The organism is Bowdeniella massiliensis, from assembly GCF_023634005.1.
Lineage (GTDB): Bacteria > Actinomycetota > Actinomycetes > Actinomycetales > Actinomycetaceae > Bowdeniella > Bowdeniella massiliensis.
In genome coordinates, this window is the sequence record NZ_JALIQR010000004.1 from 79,751 (window position 1) to 104,357 (window position 24,607).

The following is a 24,607-nucleotide window of genomic DNA, read 5'->3' on the forward strand; positions in this document are numbered from 1 at the left end:
CTAAGCTGGATGGCATGTCCGTTACGCCCAGTCCTCGCCGCCGCGTGCCCGCGCCGCCGCGTCGCCGGGCGTACGCTGTGCGCAGAATCCTGCCGACCGTCGACGAAACCTCGGCCGGTGGCGTGACGATCGACGTCGTGGGCGGCAGGGCCTACGTCGCCGTCATTGCGCGGCGCAACCGCGGTGGCCGGCTCGAGTGGTGTTTGCCCAAGGGCCACTTAGAAGGGGCCGAGACGGCCCCCGAGGCCGCGGTGCGGGAGATCTATGAGGAGACGGGGATCAAGTCCCGAGTATTGCGCCACCTCGCCACGATTGACTACTGGTTCGCGGGCGATGATCGTCGAGTCCATAAAGTAGTCCATCATTATCTTCTGGAAGCGATCGGCGGCTATCTCACCGTCGACAATGATCCGGATCAGGAGGCGGAGGACGTCGCGTGGCTAACCCTGGAGGAGGCGGCAAGCCGGCTCGCCTACCCCAACGAGCGGCGCGTGATTGCCACCGCGCGGGATGTGCTGATAGGCCGCGCATGAGCCGCGCCCGGCTCGTTTCCATTCTCGCCCTGCTGTGCTCCCTCGCGGCGGCGTGGCTGCCCGCCCTGCCGGGCGCGAGCGCGGCTGGCAGCCTGCGCGTCGAGATCATCGACCAGGCGCCCGCCGTGCTCGCCGGCCCGAGCGACATCACGCTGCGCGTGCGCGTCACCAACGAGAGCTCGACGCCGATCCCCGAACCCGTGGCCGAGGTGCGGCTGCAGACGTGGACGCCCGTCGCCCGCGAGCGCCTCGATGATTGGCTCGGCGGGCGCGACGATAATTCCTCCACGCCACTGACGACGACGACCCTGAATGAGCTCGGCGCGGGCGCGAGCGCCGAGGCGAGCCTGACGGTGCCCAAGGAGGACCTGCCGACGATCTCGCGCGGGCCGCGCGGCATCCTCGTGCGAGTGGCGGCCGCCGGCCTCAGCGATGGTGCAGGCGATGCGGGCAGCGCGGCGCCGCCCGAGGCGGGCAACGCCCGCTCCTACGTCGTTAACTGGCCCGATACCTCGCTGCCGGCATCGAACTTCCTCATCCTCGGCACCGCGAGCGCCTCCAGCCGCGACATCCTCGCCGATCCGATGAGCGATGCGGCCACGCCCGAACGCAAGACCGCGATCGCCACGCTCGCTTCGGCCGGCGTGACGCTGGTGGGTGATCCCGCGCTGCGCGGCCTGGAGGCGACCCCCATGCTGACGCTGCCTGCGGGCGACCCGGACATCTCGGCGCTCGCGAGCTTCGATGCCGGGCGGGCGCGCCTGGCCGAATCGCTGCGCGCGGCCCCGTCCTCGCTGCCGCTGCTTTGGTGGCCGAGGGAGGTAAGCAAGGAGGCGCTCGCGCTGCGGCCCAAGGACGCCGTGCTCGTCGTGCGCGATGACCAGGTGCGCAAACCGGCCGCGACGTATTACACGCCGTCGGGCATCGCGACGGTCTCCGGCGCGCCCGCGCTCGTTATCGATACGAAGATGAGCGCCCACCTGGCCGCGCGCGATGAACCGATCGCCCATCGCCAGGCGCTGCTCGCGCACGCCGCCGCCACCATCCGCGAGCGCCCGAACGATCCGCGCACCTTCGTCCTCGCGCTGCCGCGTGACGTTGATGCCGAGGCCGCCGCGGCGGGCGTCGCGGCGCTGACCGGCGCGCCGTTTACGATGCCCGGCACGGTGCCGCCCGTTGCCGATGGCGCCTTTGTGCAGACCGACGGCCGGCGCCCCGCCACGTGGGCGGTCGCCGAGCAGTCGCCCGCCGCGCCAGAAACCGCGATCAACCAGCGCGCGAGCGAGGCGATCGCGCGGGCCTCGGCGATCGCGAGCACGACGAGCAACGGCGACAGCCTCGTGAGCGACCTGCGGATCGCCGAGCGCCACCTGTGGTCAACCGCGCTCGCCGAATCGCGCGGGGAGCGCATGCGCGTGCTCGATGCGATCGAGCAGCGCGCGGCCTCGCTCGCGGGCGCAATCACGGTGGAGACGGCCTCCTCGCTGCTGCTCATTTCCGATCAGCCGGATATACCCATCCACATCAACTCGGCGCTCAGCGCCCCCGCCGACGTCGTCGTCGATCTCGTCGCCCAGGATCCGCGTCTGCAAACTCCGGGCGTCGTCGAGGCGACGCTGACGCCCGGCGCGCGCACGACCGTCGCGATGCCGGTCAACGCCGTAGGATCGGGCGACTTAAAGGTGCGGGTGCGCGTCATGAGCGCCGACGGCCAGGAAATCGCCTCCTCGGCGCCCTTCGACGTGCGCGTGCGCGCCGATTGGGAGAATGTGGGCACGGCGATCGCCGCGGCGGCGCTCGCGCTGCTCGTCGTCGGCGGTATCATCCGGACCATCGCCCGAAATCGTCAACGCGGCGTGCGAGGCCGCGGGCACGTGCCGCCCGCGGATACGGCGCCGAGCCTCAAGGAGAAGTAATGGTACGAGAGCGAGGCCTTGCAGGCTCCTCCGCCCTCATGTTCTCCGGGACGCTCGTCTCGCGGATCCTTGGTCTGCTGCGCAACGCGCTGCTCGTGGCAGCGATCGGCGCGAGCGCCGGCCAGGCCGACCCGTTTGCGGTGGCCAACACGCTGCCAAACATCATCTACAACCTGCTGGCCGGCGGCGTCCTCAACGCCGTGCTCGTGCCGCAGGTCGTGCGGGCGCTGCGCCGCAAGGACGGCGACGAATACGTCAACCGGCTGCTGACCGTCGCCGGCCTTGGGCTGTTCGTGCTCACGTTTATCGCGACGATCGGCAGCTCGATCATCGTGACGCTATACGCCTCCCAGCTCGATCCGGCCTGGTTCGACCTGGCGATCGCATTCGCGATCTGGTGTCTGCCCCAAATCTTCTTCTACGGCGTCTACACGCTGCTCGGCCAGGTGCTCAACGCCAAGGGCTCTTTCGGCCCCTATATGTGGGCGCCCGTCGCCAACAATATCGTCGCGATCATCGGCCTAGTCATATACCTGTGGATCTTTGGCTTTGCCCGCGACGGCTCGGGCGCAAACCCCGCCGATTGGACCGGCGGCCGGATCGCCCTGCTCGCCGGCTTCGCGACCCTCGGCGTCGCCGTGCAGGCGGGCGTGCTCATCATCGCGCTAAAAAAGACGGGCTTTAGCTTCCGCTGGCGCCTCGGAGTGGCGGGCCTGGGCGGTGCCTCCCGCATGGCGATGTGGTCCTTTGCGGGGCTCGCCGTCGGCCAGCTGGGCTTCCTCGCGGTCACCAACGTGGCGGCCGCCGCCAATGGTGCCGCGGCCACGAGCGACATCCTGCTGCCGGCGAACCAGACGTATAACAATGCGTTCCTCATCTATATGCTGCCGCAGTCGCTGTTTACGACCTCCCTCATCACCGCGCTTTTCCCGCGCATGAGCGACAAGGCCGCGGCCGGCAACCACGCCGGCGTCGCCGCCGACTTCGGCCTCGCGCTGCGCATCACCGCGACGTTCACGATGTTTGCCGCGGTCGCCCTCGCCGTGCTCGCCATCCCAACGGCCCACGTCGTGCTGCCGTCCGTTACCGCCGATGAGGCGCGCAACGTCGCCCTCGTCCTGCTGCCACTCGCCCTCGGCATCCCCTTCCAGGGGGCGTGGTCCGTCGTGCAGCGCGCATTTTTCGCCTACGAAGATGCGCGCACCCAGTTCTTCATCCAGATCCCGATGGCGATCGCGCAGATCGCGATCTCGCTGCTCGGCTGGCTGCTCGCGCCCCCGCTGTACTGGGTGCCGATCGCCGCGGGCTCAACAGCGGTCTCGATGCTGCTCGGCGCCGCGATCGGCTACGTAAAACTCGGTCGCAAGCTGCCGAGCGTCGATCACGGAGCAATCCTCGGAGTCGCGCTGCGCCTCGCGATCGCAGCAGGCGCCGCCGGACTCGTCGCGCTCGCTGGCCTGCGCTTCCTCGGCATGCCGGGTGAGACGTCTGCGGTCAGATCCTTCACGCATTCCGTCTTCCTCGTCGCGCTGCTCGGCTCGATCATGGCTGTTGTCTACATCGCCATCGCGCGCCTGCTCGGCGTCGAAGACATCAACCGGATGCTGTCCCAAGTCATTCGGCTCGCCTTGAAAGTCGGGCGCCGCATCCCCATTATCGGGCCGAGAATTCCCGTCCACGTTCCAGGATCCGCGCGTGCTGGCCGCGGCATCGTGGACAATACTGGTAAGGGGAGTATTTCAACGACTAAGGATGGACCGGACGTGACAAACCAGGAGGCCGTGACGGGCCACGTCGTCGGTGGGCGCTACCGGGTGGATGAGGCCACCTCGATCCCCGCCAGCCACGCCGGTTCCTGGTACCTCGGCACCGATACCGTCCTGGAGCGTCCCGTCGCGATCTTCGTGTCGCGCGCGGATGCCGACCCGGCCCCGATCATCGATTCGGCGCGCCGCGCCTACCTCATCGACGACGACCCCTTCCCGGCCATCACCGACGTCGCGACCGACGAGGAGACCAACCGCGCCTACGTCGTGACCGAGCCGCTGCCCGAGACGAGCCTGGCCGGCGCCCAGCTGCGCCCGGGCGAGGCGCAAGCGATCGTCGCCCAGGTCGCGAGAGCGCTCGATGGCGCCCGCACCCGCGGCGTTCACCACCTTGCCCTCAGCCCCGCCCATGTGCGCTTTACGCCCGCGGGCGACCTCGTCATCGTCGGCCTCGGCATCGACGGCGCGCTCGTGGAATTCGACGACGAGGGCGACGCGGTCGAGCGCTCGCTGCTCGCCTCCGAGCAGGACGCCGCCGCGCTGCACGAGCTTTACACCGAGCTCAGCGGCGAGGCGGGCTCCCAATCGCTCGCCGAGTCCCGCTCCGCCGCCGACGTCGCCGCCGCGCTCGCCGGGTGGACGACTTTCGATTTCGATTCCGCGCTCGATGCCCTCGCCATCAATCGCCACGCGGGCGCTCCCGCCTGGATGCGTGTACGGCAGACTCCGCCACCGCCGAATCCCGATATCCCGGCCGCGCCCCCGGCGCCGCCGCTGCAGTGGCGGCCGACGTTCGCCGAGTCGAGCCTCGCGGACCCGGATCCGGGTCCCGACTTCACCGAGATTTTGAACCTCGATCCCTCCGAGATCGCCCCCGCGCCGCCGTCCCACGCGGCCGGCAAGGGCGAGCCGGCCACCGCGTCCGAGGAGCCTCCCGTCGAGGAGTCCCCCAGCGACGAACCGCTGGCCGAGGACGCGCCGGCGACCGACCCGGTGACCGAGGAGATCCCGGCCGACGTTCCCCCGGCCCCGCCCGCAGCCGAGGAGCATTCCGACCCGGCCCCGATGCCGGTCCCGCCGCCGATCACGCGCGCGCAGCGCCCGGGCGATGACGGCACCATCACGCGCGAGGAGCGCCGCCGCCGGCGCCTGGAAGCCGCGGGCAAGACCAAGGACGCGATCCTCTCGGGCGCGAGCGCCGATGCCGCGACCGCCAAGGCGCTGGAAACGGCCGAGAAGGCGCGTATCGCCGCGGATAAGGCGCGCCAAGCCTCCCGCCGCCAGGCCGACGTCACGACGATGCGCATCGAGGGCCTCGTCACCAAGCTCGACGGCTTCGCCGCCAAGCACTCGATCAACCTGCCCGGCGAAGTCGAGAAGTACGACGCTTCCACCCCGCTTTCGCGCCGCCGGATCGATCCGAGCCCGCTCATTCTCACGGTCTTTGCGGGTCTGCTCGTCCTCGTCCTCATCCTGGCGCTGTCCAACCTGCGCAGCCCGGGCACGGTGAGCCCGCCCCCGGCGCCCACGACGACCGCCGCCCAGCCGACCGACGAGGCCTCGCCCACGCCGGAAGAAACGGCCTCCCCGACCCCTGAGGAGACGACGGAAGCACCCGCGGTGCCCCCGACGATCTCCGCCATCACCGTCCTCGATCCGGAGGGCGATGGAGCCGAGAACCAGGACCTCACGCCTCGCGCCTTCGACGGCGATCCGGCCAGCTACTGGCGCTCGCGCTCCTACCGCAATCCCGCCTACGGCATGAAATCCGGCATCGGCCTGCAGCTGACGCTCGCCGAGAAGACGCAGGTCGCTGGCCTCACGCTCACGCTGCACGGCTCGGGCGGCCACGTCCAGGTCAAGACCGACGCCGGCGACCCGGTTGGCGGAGCTGTCATCGCCGAAGCGGACATGACAGAATCGACGAAGATCAGTTTCGACCCGGTCGAAACTGACACGATCATCCTGTGGTTCACCTCGTTGCCGACGGCGGCATCCGATGGCAAGAACCGTGTGGAACTCGCAGAAATCTCCCTCGAATAACAGCCACGGGAATACCCCAGGGGGCATTACCGTTAGCCTAGACGAGTCGCTGACTGAAAGAGAAGAGGAATTCATGACCGACACCCCATACGATGTCATCGTCGTCGGCTCCGGCCCGGCGGGCTACACCGCCGCCATCTACGCCGCGCGCGCGGGCCTCAAGCCCGTCGTCTTCGCCGGCGCTATTAGTGCCGGAGGCGCCCTCATGACGACGACGGAGGTCGAGAACTTCCCCGGATTCCCCGACGGTGTCCAAGGCCCGGACCTCATGGAGCAGATGCGCACCCAGGCCGAGCGTTTCGGCGCGCAGATCCGCTTTGAGGACATCACCGCCGTGGACCTGACCGGCGACATCAAGACTGTGACCAACGACGACGATGAGACCTTCGCCGGCCGCGCCGTCATCCTCGCGCTCGGCTCGGAATACAAGAAGCTCGGTATCGAGGGAGAAGAAGCGCTGTCCGGCAAGGGCGTGTCCTGGTGTGCCACCTGCGACGGCTTCTTCTTCCGCGATAAGCCCATCATCGTCATCGGCGGCGGCGACTCAGCGATGCAGGAAGCCACCTTCCTCACCCGGTTTGCCTCTAAGGTCACCGTCGTGCACCGCCGCGACGAACTGCGCGCCTCCAAGATCATGGCCGACCGCGCGATGAACGATCCCAAGATCGAATTCGCCTGGAACTCCACTCCGGTGCGCGTCGTCGGCGAGAACATGATGGAAGGCCTCGTCGTCAAGGACACTGTTACGGGCGAAGAGCGCACCATCGAGGCCTCCGGCATGTTCATTGCCATCGGCCACGAACCCCGCACCGGAATCGTTACCGGTCAGGTGGACGTCGATGACGAGGGCTACATCCTCGTCGACTCCCCGTCCACCCGCACCAACATCCCCGGCGTCTTCGCTTGCGGCGACGTCGTGGACCACACCTACCGCCAGGCGATTACCGCAGCCGGAACCGGTTGCGCGGCCGCCCTGGATGCCGAGCGCTACCTCGTCGACCTCTCCGATTCCCCGGTCGATGAACAGCTCACCGAATCGTGGAACTAGAACCTGGAGGAAAAATGAGCAACGTTGCAGATGTCACCGACAAGAACTTCACCGAGGAGGTCCTGCAGTCCAGCAAGCCCGTCCTCGTCGACTTCTGGGCCACCTGGTGCCCGCCCTGCCGCATGATGGCTCCCATCATCGACGAGATCGCGAACGAGAAGGGTGAGGCCCTCAAGGTCGTCAAGCTCGACACCGACGCCAACCCCGAGACCGCTGGCAACTACGGCATCGTCTCGATCCCGACGTTCATCCTGTTCAAGGAAGGCCGCGCCGTCGCCCAGGTAATTGGTGGCCGCCCGAAGAAGGACCTGCTGAAGGAAATCGATCCGCACCTCTAAGGGCTAATCCCCTACCAACCACAGGAGCCGCGACCACATCTGGTCGCGGCTCCTTTGTGCGCTGGCATACGAAAGGCCCGAAAAGAGGCAACCTCTCTTCGGGCCAGGACGATGGCGCGCTAGCGAACCAGCTGCTCGCGAGCCTGCAGCGCGTACTCCGCGCTCCGGCAAGCGGCTTCCAGATCCCCATGAACCAGACGCTCGACGTAGGACTCCTCCACGCGCGAGTTAAGGTCCACACGGATCGAGGCCATGATGGCCCACGCAGCAATCGCAACAAAGACGATGGCGGCAACAACGATCACGATTGTGTTTCCTTCCCTGCTTGATCTCTTCCCCTTCGGTACAAGTGTCTCAGTTGTCCGAATTAGGTTCAATCAAAGTTATCTGCAATGCCAGTGAAGTTTTACTTCATAGAGGCAAGTTCAAGTACACTTGACGATTCATTGGGGCGCGGAGCCCAGTTTGTCTCAGGATTTGAACCTCGCTTGACGGCAGCGGAAATTTTCGCTCGGACGTAGGCGCGCTTTGTGGTGAACACCACCCACGAGCCGATGATGATGAAGATGAAATTCGAGAAGAACGACGGCCATGCGCCCGTGGTGACGCAGGCCATAGCCAACAGGCTTGCCCCGCCCATGTTGAGGGCGTGGTAGCGCAGAGAGTCCCCCATGATGCGACGCGAGGAGACGAGAAAGTATCCCGTGAGGCACATGAGGCATCCGACCCACCCCAGTGCACCAATTGCTGCAACCAAGAATTCGTTCACGACGCCTATGGTGGCACTCGCAGTGGTTCGAATCAATTGAAGCTATCTGTACATGCTGTACAGTTTTACTTCATGGACCTGAACTCACGTCGTCTCGGCATACTGCTGGCCATCCACCGCGACGGTGGCGTGGTCTCCGCGGCCGATTCGCTTCACATGTCACCGTCTGCAGTCTCGCAGCAAATTCAGCAGCTCGAGCGGGAGGTTGGCGTCGCCGTCATCGAGCGTACGCCCCACGGGTCCATCCTGACTCCGGCGGGTCGAATCCTTGCGGATCTCGCCGAAACGATCGAAACCGAGTCGTTCAAGGCCTCCCGATCGCTGGCCGGCTTGGCTGGTCAGGTCACCGGTAGTGTCGTCATCGGCGGCTTCCAGACCGCCATCCGCAACATCCTTATCCCGCTCTTGCCTCGCGTCAGCGATCAGCTCCCGGGCGTGCAGGTCTCCATTCGGGAAGTGGTGGAAAAGCAGGGCATGCGCGAGCTGCGCTCGGGCATCGTCGACCTGCTCATCATGGAACGAGACTTCGAAAAGCAGGCGGTCGTGCCGCGCGGCATGCGCGATGTTCCCTACGCCGATGAGCCGTGGCTACTCGTCCAACCGAGCGGTGATGCCCGCCCCTCCTCCATCTCGGACCTCACGACGACGACGTGGCTCGGTGTTGAGCCGGCGGCGGCCTCGGCCCAAGCTATCGAGCGCCTTCAGTCCGCGCTGCCCGACCCAGAGATCTCGATCCACCGTTACGCCGATTACGACGTCGCCCTCGACATGATTCGGGCGGGCCTTGGTTCGACGGTCCTTCCCCGCTTGGCAGTGTCCAACATCGATACCGAGGGCATCCAGATCACGCGCCTTCCCGGCCTTGGCGTTCGCCAGCTCGTGATCCGACACCGGGAGGCAGCCGGTGGGCTAGAGCCCGCCCATGAAGCCGTCCTCCAGCTCCTGGTGGAGACGGCATCCATCGTGGGCCTGCCCGGCGCCGGATCGATCGACCAGTAACGAGTCAGCCGAGCCGACGGTAGGGGGAGACGAACCCGCTCGGGGCGAGCAGCGCCTCGAGGTAGAAGTAATCTCCCCACGTGGTGTGCGCGTCGATACCGATGTTGTGCGGGACGTGATAGGTCGACAAGCTCAGCAGGCCACCGGATTCATCCTCGGTTTCAATCGCTCCCGCCGACTCAAGAACCTGCAAGTTTGCGGCCAGCAGGTCTGTGCTGCCACCGAATTGCATCGCGCCAGCAAGCGCGATCGCGAGCGCCCCGGAGTCCTTCGCCTCGGTGTGCGCTGCTTCCAGGTCCCATGGCACGAGCGAGGATGCTCCGGGCACAAGCAGCCGGTCATCGAGCGCACGGATCTCCTCATCGATCTCGGCATGCTCGCTGCCATGAACGCCCTGCGCTACTGCGATCCGCAGGCCGTAGGTCACCCACGACAGCCCGCGCGTCCAGCCGGTCGAATCGGGGGCGTGGCCCTGCTTAGTAAACGGCCGGTCGAAGGCGCCGTTGGCCGCGAACATCCCGCCCTGGAACCAGTGCCCCGGACGCACCCGCAGGTGCGTCCACAGCCGGCGCTCGTGCGCGATCCCCGTTGCCCGCTGCTCCTCGCTCGCTTCCCCGCTGAAAAGCAGCGGCACATTCATGAACGAGTCGACGATCGCCTTGGCTTCACCATCGGCGTCGCCGCCGTGCGTATCGACCATGCCGCTCGGCACATGCACGAGCGACATAAGACCCTCGCGGCAAATCTCGCGCGCCTCAGCCGCACCGCCGATCAGCGTCTGCTCATTGCCGGTGAAACCGAGAATCCCGATGAACCCAAGATCGTGGTTGTAGTACTGCAGATCGGATTGCAGCGAGGCAATAAGGCGCTCTTGTTCATACACCCGACGCTCCCGCACGACGTCACTTCCCGAGACCTCCTCGATCGCCCGCAGTCTGCCGAGCCAAAACGCGACAGTCCACGGAATCGGATGCGTGTCCGGCCAGGAGCCGGCGATCATTGAGCCGTCCTTGGAGTAGTACGGCGTGAGTCCTTCGGGTAGGTCACGCGCAAGGCGTTCGGTCGAAGAGATCGCAACGGACACGAGTTCAGGGATGTCCACGGGGAGTTCACCAATCACGAGAAACGAATGTGACACCGACAGCCTAGCGCTCCCCAAAAGGCGCAGGATTTCGGGCCATACAGCGTGTCTGTAGGCTGGCCGCCTTAGCCCTTGACGCTTCCTGCCGTCAGGCCTTGGATCAGGGTTTTTTGGACGAGCGAGAAGATAATGACTGCCGGGATGACGGCGATCGTTCCCGCGGCGAGAATGCCGCCCCAGTTCGTCGCACCAATGGACTCCATCTGCTGGGCGATTCCGATCTGAAGCGTCTTCGAGTACTTCGAACTCGTCAAAATCAGGGCGTACTGGTAGTCGTTCCACCCGAGGATGAAAGAGTAGAGCGCGATCGCTGACAGGCCGGGTAGCGACAGCGGCAGGATCACCGAGAAGAACGTTCTGATCCGTCCCGAGCCGTCGACGGCGGCGGCCTCTTCAAGCTCACGAGGGATGGCCCGATAGAAGCCGGCCATGAGCCACACTGCCGCCGGGATCGTCAGGGTCTGATAGATAAGGACGAGGACTTCGCGCGTGTTGACGAGGTTGAGGCTCGCGGCAATGTTGTACCAGGGCACCATGATCATCGGCCCTTGGATCATTTGAGCCAAGATGAGGAAGAAGATGATGGCCTTGGCAAGTCCGCCGCGATAGCGCGCTAGCCCGTAGCCAGCGATCGCGCAGAACGCGGTCGTCAGCACGGCGCTCATCGCGTTGGTCGCGAAGGTGTTTTGCAGGAGCTGGCCCATCGCAAGCCCGTCAGGCTGCATCGCCCACCGATAGTTATCGAGGGTAAAACCCGTAAGCGCGAGGTTCGGCGTGGGGCCGAACAGGTCGTGATTCGACCGAAACGAGCTGAGGGCCATCCATGCGGCGGGTAGCAGCAGGAAGGACATAAGAACCAACAACAGCCCGTATCGCACGAGCCACGAACGAAGGACTGCCCACAGGGACTTTTTACGCATGCTGCTCATCCTTTTCTCGTAGCAGCCAGGCGTACAGGCCCGCCGCAGCCAAAATGATGATCATCGCGAGCGTCGCCACGGCGCCCGCCGTTCCGTACTTGAAGCGCTCGAATGCCCAGGTATAGACGTAGGTCGGAAGAATGGACGTCGCATATCCTGGCCCGCCCTTGGTTAGCGCCCAGATGAGCTCAAACTTGAACCACGTCGTCACCAGGGAGATCATTCCGACGGCAAACAGCGTGGGACGCAGGTGGGGAATCGTCACCGCCCAGAATCGCTGCCACCGGTTAGCGCCATCGACCTTGGCCGCCTCGTGCAGGTCATCGGAGACGCCCTGCAGTGAGGCGAGCACAAGGAGGGCCACGAAGGGTACGCCTTTCCATGTCGAGGCCAGCAGCAAGACTGGCCACACCCAGAAATTCGACGCCAAATAGACGATCGGATCGTCGATGACGCCCAGCGTTTCCAACGTGTAGTTCGCTAATCCGCCCTGTGACCCTTCAAAGATCCACCGCCAGATAAGGCCGACGACGACGGTCGGCGTCACCCAGGGGACCATGAGGAGTCCGCGCCACAGATAGCGGAACCGGAGGTTCATGTTCAACACGAGAGCTGCCAGCGTTCCGATCACGAGTTGCAGGATGACCGAGGCAATCACCCAGACGAAGGAGTTGCGCACGATGAGCCAAAAGTGCGGGTCATCGGTGGTGAGGAACCGGAAGTTCTTGAGTCCAATGAACGACCCCGTCCCGGGGGTGGCGCTCGAGTCGGTGAACCCCAACCGGATGGTGTCCAAGAACGGGTAGAACTGGAGCACCGCCAGCACCAAGAGAACCGGCGCCATGAGCAGCAGCCAGAACCCGGTGGAGTTATACCACCATCGGATTTTGTCCGATCTGCTGCGCTGTGAGGCCCTGGTCGCAACGGATGCGCGTGCCATGTTGTGCCCTCCTAGGCTCTCCTGCTTCCTACTGGGCTACCGCGGCGAAGCGTTCACTCATCCGAGTCACCGTGTCTTCGGCGCTCATCGATCCAGCCAGGTATTCGGAGAAGATCTGCTGGAACTCCGGCTCGATTGCCGGCTGCCCGGCGATCTTTTGCAGTTCCACCCCGTTGTCGTCGGCGATCTTGGCTTGGCTCTCACACTGCTTGAGGTGACCCTCAACCGCCTTGGGATAGTACTTTTCGACCCACGGCTTGAGGTCCTCGGTTGTCACGGACGTGAGCGCGGGAGCGTGAGCGACGGCCGTCAGTCGAGCCATCCACTCCTTGTCCATCAACTGGCTGAGCGCCTCCCACCCCTTATCGATGTTCTTGCTGCCGGCAAAGGCGGCGAATCCGGCGTTCGAGATGGGCACGCGCTTGTCGCTGCCCTGGGGTCCCTTGGGGTAGGCGAGCTGGACACTCTTGCCAACGATCTCCGGGTTGAGCTCGTAGACGTTGGCGGTGAAGAACGAACCGGCCGCCACCATTGCGACCTCGCCATTGGCAAAGGCGCGGAACATTTCGGGATACGCCCAGGCCTTGTCGGCCGGCGGCCGTAGATCATTGAAGGCCTTGAGGTGTTCGAGGGTCTCCACCCACTTCGCGACATCGGGATTCTCGTAGTCGCCCGGCTGGAAGCCGTTGGCGTACGCGGCCGTGGCGAAGGTTCGGAAGGAGAAGCGCGGATTTTGCATCGGGATGCAAAAGCCATACTTGCCATCCCCGGTGAGCTTTTCCGCCGCCTCTTGCATACCGGCATACGTTTCCAGCGAGGCGATATCGATGCCCGCCTGGCCGAGGAGTTCCTCGTTGACGACGAGCGTCCACGACTGTGCGGAGTAGGGCAGCGCATAGAGCTTGCCGTCGATCTCGGAGTACTCGAGGCTGCCCGGGCGGAACTGGCCTCGGTCGATATTGAGCGAACCGAATCGGTCGCTCAAATCAGCCAGGGCGCCCATGCGAACCCAGTCGGAGACATCTTGCGTCATCGTCAAGTCGGGCGGATCCTGCGCCTGGACGCGAACCGAAATCTGCTTTTGCATGTCGGCCCAGGACAGGAAGTTGTATTCGAGATCGATGCCTTTATCGGCAATCGTCGTCTTGAAGTCATTGGCGACGGCAGTTTCCGGATCGGAGGTGCCGGGCCACAGGAATTCCAGCTTCGCCGTCTGCGAGCCGGTGGTATCCGTCGAGTCACTTTCCTTGGGCGTGCAGGCAGCCAACGCTGCCATTGCTCCGAGAGCGCCCGTGAACTTTAAGAGTGATCGCCGGTCCATGTCGGGGAACTGACGTCCCGATGTCTGCTTCATGTCATTCTCCTCGTTGAGTGGGATCGAGCTTAAATCGAGTCGGTGATGAGTTCGGATGCGGCCGTCAGAACGGATGCATCCGGCGGCGTTGTTCGTATAGGGGGTCGAGCTTGCCCGACATTGAGGCCCTGATGACGGAGCAGAGCTTTAAGAAAAGTGATGAACTCGAAGCCCTCCATGAGGGTCGTGAGTTTGCACAAGCGTTGCTGGGCTGCGCGGGCGCGGTCAAGATCTCCGTCATCCAACGCATCAAAAAGTGAGACCACGAGCGGCAGGGCGACGTTGAAGCCTGAGCCCACCGCACCCACGGCTCCCATCGCACAGCCAGCAAGAACCAAGTCGTCTGAGCCCACGAAAACCTTGAAGCTCGGGCGGGCGGCGATGAGCCGCGACATGGTCAGAAGATCAGTGTCGCTGTACTTCACGCCCTGCACAATCCCCTCATCAAAGGCCCGCTCCAAGAATTGGTGCGGCAGCAGTGGTCCCCCGAGCGATGGGATGAAGTAATAGAAGACCGGCAGCTGGGTGAGGTTCTTCAGGCTCACCAAGTAATCCCACATTTGCTTCTCGTCGTAGACGAAATACGGCGGGGCACCAACGGCAATCGCAGTCGCGCCGAGAATATCCGCTTCGCGGGTGAGCGCCTGAGTCTCGCGCGGATCAGCCGACGAGACGTGCAGGACGACTTGCCTGCCGCCTGCGAGCTCGGCGACATCCTGGCAGAGCGATCGCTTCTCGGACAGTGAAAGGTGGTAGCACTCGCCCGAAGTTCCGGCGACAAAGTACCCGTCTGCACCTTGCGTGTTGAGCAGGTTGACCAGGTCCTTCTGGAGTTCGGGAGCGTAACCACCCGAGTCATCAAAGGCGGTGACGAGCGCCGGGATGGCGTTACTGTGCGCTTTGAACACGTTCCACCTCCGCGCGAATATCCTGGAAAGCCGGTTGGAAGTGCGAGTGGAGTGCCTTCACTGCAGCATCCTCGCGGCCTGCGACAATCTCTTCGAGGATCCGACGGTGGTCATCCACGCTTCGCACATTGACCGTCAGCGCGAGCGCCGAGCGGGCATTCTCGAACAGCGCCCAGAAAGTCTCGATGACCTGCTCCACCATGGAGTTCTTTAGCGGTTCGTACAGCGCGAGGTGGAACTCCCGATCAGTATTAGCGTTGATCTCTCCGATCTGGGATTCCTTTTCCATTCGCTCCACGATGCGCTGTAGCCGTGCGAGGTGGATCGGTTGATACTGGTTCAACGCACGACGTAAGAAGCCCTCCTCCAGTACGGCGCGAACCTCGAGGAGATCGAGCAGGACATCGCCGGTCGTGAGGTACTCATAGGGCAGTGAGTCGACGACATGCCGGAAGTCGAAATCCCCTACTTGTAGTCCCACGCCACGCCGCACCTGAACGTGCCCGAGAACTTCGAGCCGTCGTACCGACTCTCTCACCGTCGGCTTAGACACCTTAAACATTGCCGCGAGTTCAGATTCCGACGGGAGCGGATCGCCTGGCAGGAGCTCCTTATCGCGGATGAGCTGGCGAATGTTGTGATCGATCTCGGCTCTGAGTGTAGGTCTCATGGACACTCCTTCGTGGACCTTCTTGCCGTCAGCCTATCAGATATCTGATAGGTGTGGAAGACCCTTTTAACCATCAGGGTTTTACTGCTCGCGCATTGCTCGCTAGAGGTATGGTCGGAACAAGCCTTGGATCTAAAGGAGTCTCTATGAGCGACCACGACCGCTTCTTTCGCGCCGCCGCCGACGTCACGCGCGAGGCCCTCGCCGCCGGCTCTGACCAGCCGTTTGGAGCGGCGCTCGTAAGAAATGGCGAGATCGTCGTCGCATGCGCCAACTCGATGGCCGCCGACACCGACCCGACGGCGCACGCCGAACTTCTCGCGGTGCGTAAAGGAGCGAAGAAGCTCGGCACGCTCGATCTATCCGACTGCTTCGTGTACGCCACCGGCCAGCCGTGCCCCATGTGCACCGCCGCCATGATCTGGGCAGGCATCCCGACGGTCTACTACGCGACGCCCGCCGCACTCGCCCACGAGCGCGGCTACTCCGATGTCCACGTCCGCGACTACCTCGCCGGGCGCGACGATTCCGCCATCATCGAGGTCCACGTTCCCGGCCGCGCCGAGTGCGACGAATTCTGGAGCAAAGCCGGGTCCTAGCAAAGAAGTGGCAGACTAAGCCGTAGAGCGCACCTCGCGTTCATCTTTTTTAGGAAGGACACTTCGTGAGTACACCCTCGCACGGCACACGGCTCGACCCCTGGTTCGACAGTTACGCCGAGCGAGCTCACGGCATGCGCTCGTCCGAGATCCGTGCCCTGTTCGCCGTCGCCTCCCGCCCCGAAGTTGTCTCCCTCGCCGGCGGCATGCCCAACCTGTCCTCGCTGCCGATGGACCACATCGCCGAGATCTCCGCGCGTCTCCTGCGCGATCGCGGCACCCGCGCACTGCAGTACGGCTCCGGTCAGGGCGAAGTCGAGACGCGCGAAGCCATCCTCGACGTCATGCAGTACGACTCGATCCGCGTCCATCCCGACGACGTCGTCGTCACGACGGGCTCCCAGCAGGCCCTCGACCTCGTCACCGAGATCTTCATCGACCCGGGCGACGTCATCGTCGCCGAGGCCCCCTCCTACGTCGGCGCGCTCGGCGTCTTCCGCGCTTACCAGGCCGACGTCGTCCACACCCCGATGGACGACGATGGCCTCATTCCCGAGGAGCTCGACGCCACCCTGACGCGCCTGAAGTCCGAGGGCCGGCGCGTGAAACTGCTCTACACCGTCCCGAACTACCACAACCCCGCGGGCGTCACGTTGAGCCTGGAGCGCCGCCCGCAGATCGTCGAGATCTGCCGCAAGCACCACGTCCTCATTTTGGAAGACAACCCCTACGGCCTCCTCGGCTTCCACTCCGACCCGATGCCCGCCCTAAAATCCTTCGATCCGGACGGCGTCATCTACCTCGGTTCGTTTTCCAAAATGTTCGGGCCGGGCTACCGCATCGGCTGGGCCGCAGCCCCGCACGCCGTGCGCGAAAAGCTCGTCCTCGCCTCCGAATCCGCGATTTTGTGTCCCTCCCAGCTCGGCCAACTCTCCATCGTCGAGTACCTCAACACCTGGGACTGGTACGGACAGGTCAAGCAGTACCGCGGCGAATACCGCACCCGCGCCGAGGCCATGATGAGCGCGCTGAGCGAATATCTGCCCATGTGCGAGTGGACGAAACCCGAAGGCGGTTTCTACACCTGGGTCACCCTGCCCGACGGTCTCGACGCCAAAGCGATGCTGCCGCGCGCGGTCAAAAACCTCGTCGCCTACGTCTCGGGCACCGCGTTTTACACCGACGGCCAGGGCGGGGACCACATGCGCCTGTCCTTCTGCTACCCCACGCCCGAAGCCATCCGCGAAGGCGTGCGCCGCCTCTCCCAGGTCGTACGCTCCGAGCTCGAGACCGTCGAACTCTTCGGCACAAACATCCGCCCCGACGCCGAGGCGCCCCCGCGCGAGGGCGGTAACGGCCGCATCGATACGCCCACCCCCGATCAGGTCTGACAGGAGTCCTTCATGCCCACCTCTGTGGTTGTCCTTGCCGGCGGTTTGTCCCACGAACGCGACGTTTCGCTCCGCTCCGGCCGCCGGATCGGCCAGTTCCTCACCGACGCCGGTTTCGACGTCACCGTCACCGACGTCGACGCCAACCTCCTGGCCAAGCTCACCGACCTCAAGCCCGACGTCGTCTGGCCGCTCGTGCACGGCGCCGCCGGCGAAGACGGCTCACTGCAGGATTTGCTCGAACTCCTCGATCTGCCCTTCGTCGGCACCGACGCCGACGGTTGCCGCCTCGCCTCGCGCAAATCCGTCGCCAAATCGATCCTCAAAGCCCACGGCATCGCCACCCCCGAGTTCGCGCTGCTCCCACAAATGCTCTTTCGCCAGCTCGGCGCCAGCGGCATCCTGTCCGCTGTCGAGCATTCCCTCGGCCTCCCGCTCGCCGTCAAACCCGACGACGGCGGCAGCGCCCTCGGCGTCACCATCGTGCGCGAGGCCTCCGAGCTGCCCGCCGCCATGGTCGCCTGCTTCGCCTACTCCGATTACGCGCTCATCGAGCAGGCCGTCGACGGTACCGAAGTCGCCGTCTCCGTGATCGACACCGGCGACGGGCCGCGCGCCCTGCCTGCCGTCGAGATCGTGACCGACGGCCCCTACGACTACGACGCCCGCTACAACGCCGGTCGCACCGAGTACTTCACGCCCGCACGCCTACCCGAGGACGTCACTGAGCGCGTTCAGGCTACGGCCGTGGACGTCCACGAGGTGCTCGGGCTGCGGCACGTCTCCCGCATCGATCTCATCGTCGATGCCGAGGGCACGCCCTGGGTCCTCGACATTAACGTCGCTCCCGGGATGACAGAAACCTCGCTCTTCCCCCAGGCCGCAGCCAGCGGCCCGGGCGTCGAGATCTACGCGGACCTCGTGCGCGCCGCGCTCCCCTAACTCTCGCGCGGCAGGTCGAGCCCAGCCTCGCCTGGTGCCAACACCTGCAGGATCCGATCCAGGTCCTCCAGCCCAGCAAACTCGACGGTGATCCGCCCCTTGCGCTGACCCATCGCCACTTTCACCTTGGTGTCAAAGCGATCGGCGAGCTTCAACGCAAGCTCGTCCAGGGCGGGCGCCGCAGGATGGTGAATCGGCCGGCGGCGTCGCTCGGGATGCAGCGGCTCATCGCCAAGCGCGATGGTCTCCTCTGTCGCGCGCACCGAGAGCCCCTCAGCGATGATCCGCTGAGCCAAGCGCTCCATTGCCGCGGGATCCGATAGCCCGAGAAGTGCCCGGGCGTGCCCAGCCGACAGCACCCCGGCGGCCACCCGGCGCTGGACGAGCGGCGGAAGCTTCAGCAGCCGCAACGTATTCGAGATCTGAGGTCGCGAGCGAGCAATCCGCCTTGCCAGCTCATCGTGCGTGCACGCGAAATCATCGAGCAGCTGCCGATAGGCGGAAGCCTCTTCCAGCGGGTTGAGGTTCGCGCGATGGAGGTTTTCCAGCAGCGCGTCTCGCAGCAGATCCTCGTCCTCGGTCGCCTTAATGATCGCCGGAATGGTGTCATTTCCAGCGAGCCGGCTAGCCCGCCAGCGCCGTTCACCCATGATGAGTTCATAGGGCGTATCAACACCTTCGCCACCGGGGCGCACGACGATGGGCTGTAGCAGACCAACCTCACGGATCGAGGATGCGAGCTCTTCTAGATCATCCTCGTCAAAGACATCGCGGGGCTGACGCGTATTAGGTGAAATATCATCTAGTTTAAGTTCTGCGACGGTTAGGCCTGGGACCGGCTCGAGATTGTCAGCCGCTGCATCGTCACGAACACTTCCTCGTACCACCGGAGTCTGCTTTTCCGCGGTCTTGGTGGTCTTCTTCTTTGGCTGCGGTTTGGCAGGTTCTTGGTCTTGTTCGGCTGCACCTGAGCTCTCAGCAGGCGCTGCCGGGAAAAAGATGTCGCTGGGGCGCTCGGATGTCCGAGCGCTCGGAATCAGCGCTTCGATACCGCGCCCAAGTCCTCTACGCTTTTCGGCCATTCCCTATTTCTCCGTTCCCCGGTCTGCAATTTCTTTTGCGGCGACGCGATACGCCAGCGCGCCGCTATTAGTTCTGTCGTAGGTGATCACTGTCTGCCCGAACGAAGGCGCTTCTGAAATCCGTACCGAGCGCGGAATAGTCGTTCTCAGGGTCTCATTCTTGAAATACTTCCGCACTTCTTCGGCCACTTGCCTTGATAGATTGGTTCGGCGGTCATTCATCGTCAGCAGGATCGTCGAAATGTGCAGCTTCGGATTGAGCGCGTCTCTAATGCGATCGATGTTGCTCATGAGCTGGCTTAGGCCTTCCAGAGCGTAGTACTCGGTCTGGATCGGAATCAATACCTCTTCCGCTGCAACGAAGGCGTTCAATGTGAGAAGGCCGAGGCTTGGTGGGCAGTCAATGAAGACGTAGTCGAACTGTGTGTCCTGCGTTGCTAGGAACGCCTCCAGGCTATCCCGCAGCCGGTAGGCCCGATCGTCTTCAGATACAAGCTCGATCTCCGCTCCAGCGAGATCAATAGTGGCGGGCGCGACCCAGAGGTTAGGAACGTCCGGGCATTTAGCAATAACTTGATCCAGAGGGGTTTTGTCCACAAGACAGTCGTAGACCGAAGGCGTTCCCTGTCCATGTGGAACATTCAAAGCAGTCGACGCATTTCCCTGCGCATCAGAGTCGATAACAAGTACCTTCAGCCCTTCGCTCGCCAGCGCTGCAGCCAGATTGACGGCTGTCGTGGTTTTCCCGACGCCTCCCTTTTGGTTCGAGACCGTTAAGACACGAGTTCGCGTTGGGGCAGGAAATTCAGCACCAGCGAGTTCCCTCTTTAACACGCTATCGGCTGCTACTTCGTTTGCCAGGGGAGTCCCGGGATCTACGTCGTTTATTGCTTTAAGTAGGTCGTCTCTGCTGCGAGAATTTTTTTTCGCCACCAGGTTTTCTCCTAAGTTTCGCCTAGGAACTCAGTCTAGCGGAGGGAAGTGGGCCCAGACACCGCCTGTGGATGATGGTTTCACGTGAAACACTTTTTGGAGCGAACCGACTTCTTGGTGAGTTCTCCGCAGAACGTAGCTCAACGAATTAGTGGAGTGAGATACCTTTTCGGAGTTCGTTTCACGTGAAACCGTGCAAGTGGAATGTGTAGGCATCGGAACTCCGTGCCGATATCATCGAAGTCTGTTTTGGTTTCACGTGAAACCTATTGGCAACCACCCAAAGCTGACTGCGAGCCCGAATATCGTGGATGACAAAGATCAGATCCCTGCCCTAAACCGGCCGTTTCACGTGGAACAACCAGACGTAGGTGACAGACTTTCCGTACTGCTGTCCCGCGCAACACCGCGTGCGCCGCCGGCAGAGGGATATCCCGGTGAATCCGCAAGACGATTGAGACGATAAGGCCGGCGCGGGTTTGCGCAGCGAATTAGGATTCCCAGCCCTTCAAAAATGGAATCCTCGCCAACCCGCCACAGGGACGCCCAGCAACGCCGCCTGAGAGAAATCGAGCTGACCTAACACGGTCGGTCAGTATCAGACAACTACCGAAGACGCTTCGGCCGGCCACTATAGGCGGAGCCGCATCTCTATTAGCGTGCAATGTGACGGGAACTCGACCGATAGCGTCAGAGGATAGACAGAACCACCCGGTTTCAGAACTTAGCTGAAGACCGGGTGGGCGACTCTCTCGGAGCCATCTGATTAGGTCGAGCTTCTCAGCGCTCGACGATCACTACGTTAGTTGGCGATTCCTCTGGGACGAGAGAGGGGACTTCTACAACGCTGGTGGACGCGACTTTGAACTTCCGCCTGACCTTCAGTGCAGCGTCGACTTCCTCTTTGGCACGCTCTCCCTTCAGTGCCAGCAGCTTTCCTCCGTCAGCAACCAATGGCATTGTCCAACGCATGAGCTTGTCGAGAGCAGCTACGGCGCGCGCGGTCACTACTTGAAACTCATCCTGATCGTGTAGTTCTTCCGCACGAGCGCGCACAATCCAAGCATTCTCAAGGTTGATTGCTTCAGTAACGTCATAAAGCCATTCGATGCGACGTTCCATCGGCTCGACCAGCGTCACGTGGACGTCCGGCCTTGTGATAGCGAGAACAACACCGGGAAGACCCGCACCAGATCCGATATCCGCGACCGTGGCTCCTTCAGGAATAAACTCATTGATCGCGGTGCAGTTCAGTATGTGACGCGACCAGAGTCGCGGTAGCTCACGCGGCCCAATCAGGCCCCTTTTCTCGCCCTCGTCGGCCAGAAACTGCGTAAAGAGAGCGAGTTGCCCCCAGGTTTCAGGAAACCTTTCCTTAACTACCGGGGGCATCTCCTCAATGTCACCCATCGGGAACTAGGCCTCTTCCGTGACCGAGTCTTCTTCGGACGCTGCAGCACTGGAAAAGGAATACACAACGTAGCGATCCGGTTCTACGCCCGCTGACTCCGATGCGAGACCCTCGGCAGCCGCAACGTCGTGCAGTACCTTGCGTTCGAACGGGTTCATGGACTCAAATTCATATTCATCGAGATTGTCCTTGCGCATGGTCTCGATAGCCTCACGGCCCTGCTCCTGCAGCTGGGACTTCAGGTCCGCCCGGAAATTCGCGATGTCAACCATGAGGCGGGAACGTTCTCCCGTCTTAGTCTGGACAGCCAATCGAGTGAGCTCTTGCAGTGCGTCAAGAACTTCACCGTCGTGTCCGACGAGAGTTGACAGGTGACGGTTATCGTCATCTTCGCAGAAGACTGAAACTGACGCCCGACCATGCTCGACGTCAATATCGATGTCACCATCGAAGTCTGCGATGTCGAGCAGCCCTTCGAGGTAATCAGCGGCGACATCGCCTTCCTCTTCGAGCTGCTTGATTCTGCTCGAGTCCGTTGCCATGGAGTGTCCTTCCTTATCGGTGAACCCGAGCTGGATTCCCGGGGTCTTCACCTTGAAAAATGGGGAAGCGGTTAGCGGCGCTTCTTCCTCTTCTTTTGCTGGCGACGAGCCTTAGCGCGCTGTTGGCGCCGACGCTCGTATTCCTGCTGTGCTCGCTGTTCCGGTGTCAGACCGTCTCCACCAATAACACCGGGCTCTTCTTCTGGCTGAGTCTCGTCAGAGTGGAGAATGTCGCGGGAAGTCTTGCCGCGACCGGCCCGATCCTTGCGAACAGGTTGTTGGCGCTGACCCTTGGGCTCTTCCTCCAGGGCAGCTTCAAGTCTCTTTTGCCGCTCTTCTTCCTCGATCGTGGGTAAACCCTTAGCCACTCGCTTTTGGTTTTCGCGCTCGATCTTCTTCCTCTCGGCCTCAGAACCGGGGGCCGGATGCTTGTGAATGGTGTAGAACTGCTGGCCCATGGACCACAGGTTTGTCGTCGTCCAGTAGATCAGCACACCGATCGGGAAGTTGACGCCTGTTACGGCGAAGATGACGGGGAAGAGATACATCATCATCTTCTGCTGGCGTGCCATAGGGTTATCGAGCGCCGCCGCAGACATGTTCTTCATCGTCAGCTGTCGCGTAGTAATGAAGGTCGTAATAGACATCAACGCGATAAGGATGAGCGTCACGATCTTCGGCGTGAGCTCTGTCGTCTGCATGAAGGTATCGGAAAGGCGCGCACCAAAAAGCGTCGATGCTTCGGCTTGCTGCGCGAGTTCCTGAGTGAGCGGACCAATGCTCGCTTTGGGATAGGTGCCCCGAGCGAGCTCAGGGAGCGAGGCGAGCACCCGGAAGAGCGCGAAGAAGATCGGCATCTGCAGCAAGATCGGCATACACGAAGAGAACGGGTTCGTTCCGTGCTTCTTGTACAGGGCCATCATTTCTTGCTGCTGAGCCTGGCGCGAGGCCGGATCAGTCTTACCCTTGTACTTCTTTTGCAGCGCCTGCAGCTCAGGCTGCATAATCTGCATCCCGCGCGATGCCTTGATCTGCTTGAAGAAGAGCGGAATCAAGATAATTCGGATAACGATGGTCAACCCGACGATCGACAGGACCCAGGCAAGACCGTTCTCCGAGTCAACTCCAATCGCAACGAGTCCGTTGTGGATCATGACCATGATCCATGCGACCGCTACCTTGATCGGGTAGAGAAAACTATCAAACCAGCCCACTGCTTAGCTCGCCTTCATATCTACGGAATGATCCAGGTCTTCTGGATCTGGAGGGATCGGAACTTCCATGTCTGAATTTGGTGGGAAATCGACGCCACCATCAGACCACGGATTGCAACGCAACAACCGCCAAGCGGCGAGAGCCACGCCTTTGATCGCTCCATTGACTCTTATCGCCTCGATCGCATAGGTCGAGCACGACGGGTAATACTTGCACGATTGGGGAGTAAGTGGAGAAATCGCCACTTGATAGAAGCGCACCAGCTTCGTCAGGATCCACGACAGGGGATTCACCGTGAACCCACCCTCTTCAAGCCCCGACTAATCACGCCGTCGAGATCCTCTGCGAGGTCCTTTGAGGACACTCCGGCTGCTGCTGGTAAGGAACGCACAACAACACGAGCGCCCGCGGGGAACTCCCCGAGGCGCTCGCGCATCAGATGACGAAGTTGTCGCTTGACCCGGTGCCGCATCACAGCATTTCCCACCTTCTTCGAGGCGATGAAACCGATCCGAGTTGTCTCACACGCAGATTCGCGCAGCTGTGGATCGTCCGATGAGTCGGAACCCCGAAGCCAGTGCAAAACGACATAGGTGCCACCACTAGCGCGACCCTTGCGAAAGACCTTTCGAAAGTCCTCCGATTGGGTCAGCCGATTATTACGCGGCAACACCTAGCCGGCTTGATCTAGGCCGACAGCTTTGCGCGACCCTTGCGACGACGCGCAGACAGGATGGCGCGGCCGGCGCGCGTACGCATGCGCAGACGGAAACCGTGCACCTTGGCGCGACGGCGGTTGTTCGGCTGAAAAGTCCGCTTGCTCACAGCAATTCTCCCAGTATTTCGGTGTGTTTCTTGACTCGAGGTCATCGAGCCAAGCAATGTCAGGTGGCCACTGAGAAATTTCGCGAGGTTATGGCATGCGAAAACAGCACAGTGACAGCCACACAACGCTACGTGAACTGGAGCCTGCGGGTCAAGGGCGGCTGCGCCGAGCACGCATGATGTTACCCACACCAAATGGCCGGCAATCCTGCGGCTAATGTCCGCCAAAGCGTCATACCACTGGCGATGAACCTTCAAGCTTGGGTACAACCATTGTGAACAGCTGTGGAAGACCAAGAAAAAGCTGTGTGAAACTACAAGC

General features: G+C 62.9%; 25 protein-coding genes. 9 read left to right on the forward strand and 16 right to left on the reverse strand.

All coding sequences use genetic code 11. The features are described 5' to 3' along the window. Positions 1 to 14 precede the first annotated feature (14 nt). The 5 genes from MUN85_RS03600 (at position 15) to trxA (ending at position 7,644) form a co-directional block, all read left to right on the forward strand. On the forward strand, positions 15 to 533 hold the full coding sequence (locus MUN85_RS03600) for an NUDIX hydrolase (RefSeq protein WP_250505422.1): 519 nt from the start codon (positions 15 to 17) through the stop codon (positions 531 to 533). Continuing rightward, complete coding sequence (locus MUN85_RS03605; RefSeq protein ID WP_250505423.1) at positions 530 to 2,449, forward strand: DUF6049 family protein; 1,920 nt, start codon at positions 530 to 532, stop codon at positions 2,447 to 2,449. The genes MUN85_RS03600 and MUN85_RS03605 overlap by 4 nt, the downstream gene beginning before the upstream one ends. Further along, positions 2,449 to 6,258 (forward strand): lipid II flippase MurJ, encoded by a 3,810-nt coding sequence (locus MUN85_RS03610; RefSeq protein ID WP_250505424.1) that lies wholly within the window; start codon positions 2,449 to 2,451, stop codon positions 6,256 to 6,258. Before MUN85_RS03605 ends, MUN85_RS03610 begins: the two co-directional genes overlap by 1 nt. Positions 6,259 to 6,331: 73 nt before the next feature. Next, positions 6,332 to 7,306 (forward strand): thioredoxin-disulfide reductase, encoded by a 975-nt coding sequence (trxB, locus tag MUN85_RS03615; RefSeq protein ID WP_092565518.1) that lies wholly within the window; start codon positions 6,332 to 6,334, stop codon positions 7,304 to 7,306. A 14-nt stretch (positions 7,307 to 7,320) separates the two neighbouring features. Beyond that, complete coding sequence (gene trxA / locus MUN85_RS03620) at positions 7,321 to 7,644, forward strand: thioredoxin (RefSeq protein ID WP_092565520.1); 324 nt, start codon at positions 7,321 to 7,323, stop codon at positions 7,642 to 7,644. 119 nt (positions 7,645 to 7,763) lie between these two features. Here the strand turns inward: trxA and MUN85_RS03625 are convergent, their stop codons facing one another. Together MUN85_RS03625 and MUN85_RS03630 are read right to left on the reverse strand one after the other, a co-directional pair. Further along, positions 7,764 to 7,949: a hypothetical protein gene (locus MUN85_RS03625; protein WP_092565522.1), complete on the reverse strand. Its 186-nt coding sequence runs from the start codon at positions 7,947 to 7,949 to the stop codon at positions 7,764 to 7,766. A gap of 101 nt (positions 7,950 to 8,050) precedes the next feature. Continuing rightward, a complete protein-coding gene (locus tag MUN85_RS03630) occupies positions 8,051 to 8,413 on the reverse strand; it encodes a CBU_0592 family membrane protein (RefSeq protein WP_250505425.1) in 363 nt (120 codons plus the stop codon). Between the two features lie 72 nt (positions 8,414 to 8,485). Between MUN85_RS03630 and MUN85_RS03635 the strand changes: the two genes are divergently transcribed. Then, positions 8,486 to 9,412 (forward strand): LysR family transcriptional regulator, encoded by a 927-nt coding sequence (locus tag MUN85_RS03635; protein ID WP_092565526.1) that lies wholly within the window; start codon positions 8,486 to 8,488, stop codon positions 9,410 to 9,412. Between the two features lie 4 nt (positions 9,413 to 9,416). Here MUN85_RS03635 and MUN85_RS03640 read toward each other — a convergent pair whose 3' ends face one another. The 6 genes from MUN85_RS03640 to MUN85_RS03665 all read right to left on the reverse strand — a co-directional run bounded on the left by MUN85_RS03640 (position 9,417) and on the right by MUN85_RS03665 (position 15,345). Continuing rightward, positions 9,417 to 10,550, reverse strand: a complete 1,134-nt coding sequence (locus MUN85_RS03640; protein WP_250505426.1) for a hypothetical protein — start codon at positions 10,548 to 10,550, stop codon at positions 9,417 to 9,419. Between the two features lie 68 nt (positions 10,551 to 10,618). Further along, positions 10,619 to 11,473: a carbohydrate ABC transporter permease gene (locus MUN85_RS03645; protein WP_176780776.1), complete on the reverse strand. Its 855-nt coding sequence runs from the start codon at positions 11,471 to 11,473 to the stop codon at positions 10,619 to 10,621. Further along, complete coding sequence (locus MUN85_RS03650; RefSeq protein WP_250505427.1) at positions 11,466 to 12,413, reverse strand: carbohydrate ABC transporter permease; 948 nt, start codon at positions 12,411 to 12,413, stop codon at positions 11,466 to 11,468. The genes MUN85_RS03645 and MUN85_RS03650 overlap by 8 nt, the downstream gene beginning before the upstream one ends. A gap of 28 nt (positions 12,414 to 12,441) precedes the next feature. Beyond that, positions 12,442 to 13,767, reverse strand: coding sequence for an ABC transporter substrate-binding protein (locus MUN85_RS03655; protein ID WP_092565534.1), 1,326 nt, complete (start codon positions 13,765 to 13,767; stop codon positions 12,442 to 12,444). Between the two features lie 29 nt (positions 13,768 to 13,796). Then, positions 13,797 to 14,675, reverse strand: a complete 879-nt coding sequence (locus tag MUN85_RS03660; protein ID WP_250505428.1) for a dihydrodipicolinate synthase family protein — start codon at positions 14,673 to 14,675, stop codon at positions 13,797 to 13,799. Next, positions 14,656 to 15,345, reverse strand: coding sequence for a FadR/GntR family transcriptional regulator (locus MUN85_RS03665; protein ID WP_250505429.1), 690 nt, complete (start codon positions 15,343 to 15,345; stop codon positions 14,656 to 14,658). The genes MUN85_RS03660 and MUN85_RS03665 overlap by 20 nt, the downstream gene beginning before the upstream one ends. Positions 15,346 to 15,491: 146 nt before the next feature. On the opposite strand from MUN85_RS03665, the gene MUN85_RS03670 reads away from it, so the two are divergent. The 3 genes from MUN85_RS03670 (at position 15,492) to MUN85_RS03680 (ending at position 18,277) form a co-directional block, all read left to right on the forward strand. Further along, entirely contained in the window at positions 15,492 to 15,944 is a 453-nt protein-coding gene (locus MUN85_RS03670) for a nucleoside deaminase (RefSeq protein WP_250505430.1), read from the forward strand. Between the two features lie 134 nt (positions 15,945 to 16,078). Next, complete coding sequence (locus tag MUN85_RS03675; RefSeq protein ID WP_092565574.1) at positions 16,079 to 17,335, forward strand: aminotransferase-like domain-containing protein; 1,257 nt, start codon at positions 16,079 to 16,081, stop codon at positions 17,333 to 17,335. Positions 17,336 to 17,347: 12 nt separating this feature from the next. Beyond that, the gene (locus MUN85_RS03680; protein ID WP_250505432.1) at positions 17,348 to 18,277 is read left to right on the forward strand and encodes a D-alanine--D-alanine ligase family protein; all 930 of its coding nucleotides are present in this window, start codon (positions 17,348 to 17,350) and stop codon (positions 18,275 to 18,277) included. On the opposite strand, the gene MUN85_RS03685 is transcribed toward MUN85_RS03680, so the two are convergent. From MUN85_RS03685 to rpmH, 8 genes are all read right to left on the reverse strand, one after another. Continuing rightward, a complete protein-coding gene (locus MUN85_RS03685) occupies positions 18,274 to 19,359 on the reverse strand; it encodes a ParB/RepB/Spo0J family partition protein (protein WP_250505433.1) in 1,086 nt (361 codons plus the stop codon). The genes MUN85_RS03680 and MUN85_RS03685 overlap by 4 nt on opposite strands. 3 nt (positions 19,360 to 19,362) lie before the next feature. Further along, positions 19,363 to 20,220, reverse strand: a complete 858-nt coding sequence (locus tag MUN85_RS03690) for a ParA family protein (protein WP_284500893.1) — start codon at positions 20,218 to 20,220, stop codon at positions 19,363 to 19,365. Between the two features lie 852 nt (positions 20,221 to 21,072). Beyond that, entirely contained in the window at positions 21,073 to 21,702 is a 630-nt protein-coding gene (gene rsmG, locus MUN85_RS03695) for a 16S rRNA (guanine(527)-N(7))-methyltransferase RsmG (protein WP_348647938.1), read from the reverse strand. Between the two features lie 6 nt (positions 21,703 to 21,708). After that, complete coding sequence (locus MUN85_RS03700) at positions 21,709 to 22,245, reverse strand: Jag family protein (protein ID WP_250505434.1); 537 nt, start codon at positions 22,243 to 22,245, stop codon at positions 21,709 to 21,711. A gap of 71 nt (positions 22,246 to 22,316) precedes the next feature. Continuing rightward, positions 22,317 to 23,459, reverse strand: coding sequence for a membrane protein insertase YidC (gene yidC, locus MUN85_RS03705; RefSeq protein ID WP_348647939.1), 1,143 nt, complete (start codon positions 23,457 to 23,459; stop codon positions 22,317 to 22,319). A 3-nt stretch (positions 23,460 to 23,462) separates the two neighbouring features. Further along, positions 23,463 to 23,753 carry a membrane protein insertion efficiency factor YidD gene (gene yidD, locus MUN85_RS03710; RefSeq protein ID WP_250505435.1) on the reverse strand — a complete coding sequence of 97 codons (291 nt, stop codon included), beginning with the start codon at positions 23,751 to 23,753 and terminating at the stop codon, positions 23,463 to 23,465. Next, positions 23,750 to 24,133 carry a ribonuclease P protein component gene (gene rnpA, locus MUN85_RS13025; RefSeq protein ID WP_431603542.1) on the reverse strand — a complete coding sequence of 128 codons (384 nt, stop codon included), beginning with the start codon at positions 24,131 to 24,133 and terminating at the stop codon, positions 23,750 to 23,752. The genes yidD and rnpA overlap by 4 nt, the downstream gene beginning before the upstream one ends. 14 nt (positions 24,134 to 24,147) lie before the next feature. Next, complete coding sequence (gene rpmH, locus MUN85_RS03715; protein ID WP_092565554.1) at positions 24,148 to 24,285, reverse strand: 50S ribosomal protein L34; 138 nt, start codon at positions 24,283 to 24,285, stop codon at positions 24,148 to 24,150. Positions 24,286 to 24,607 lie beyond the last annotated feature (322 nt).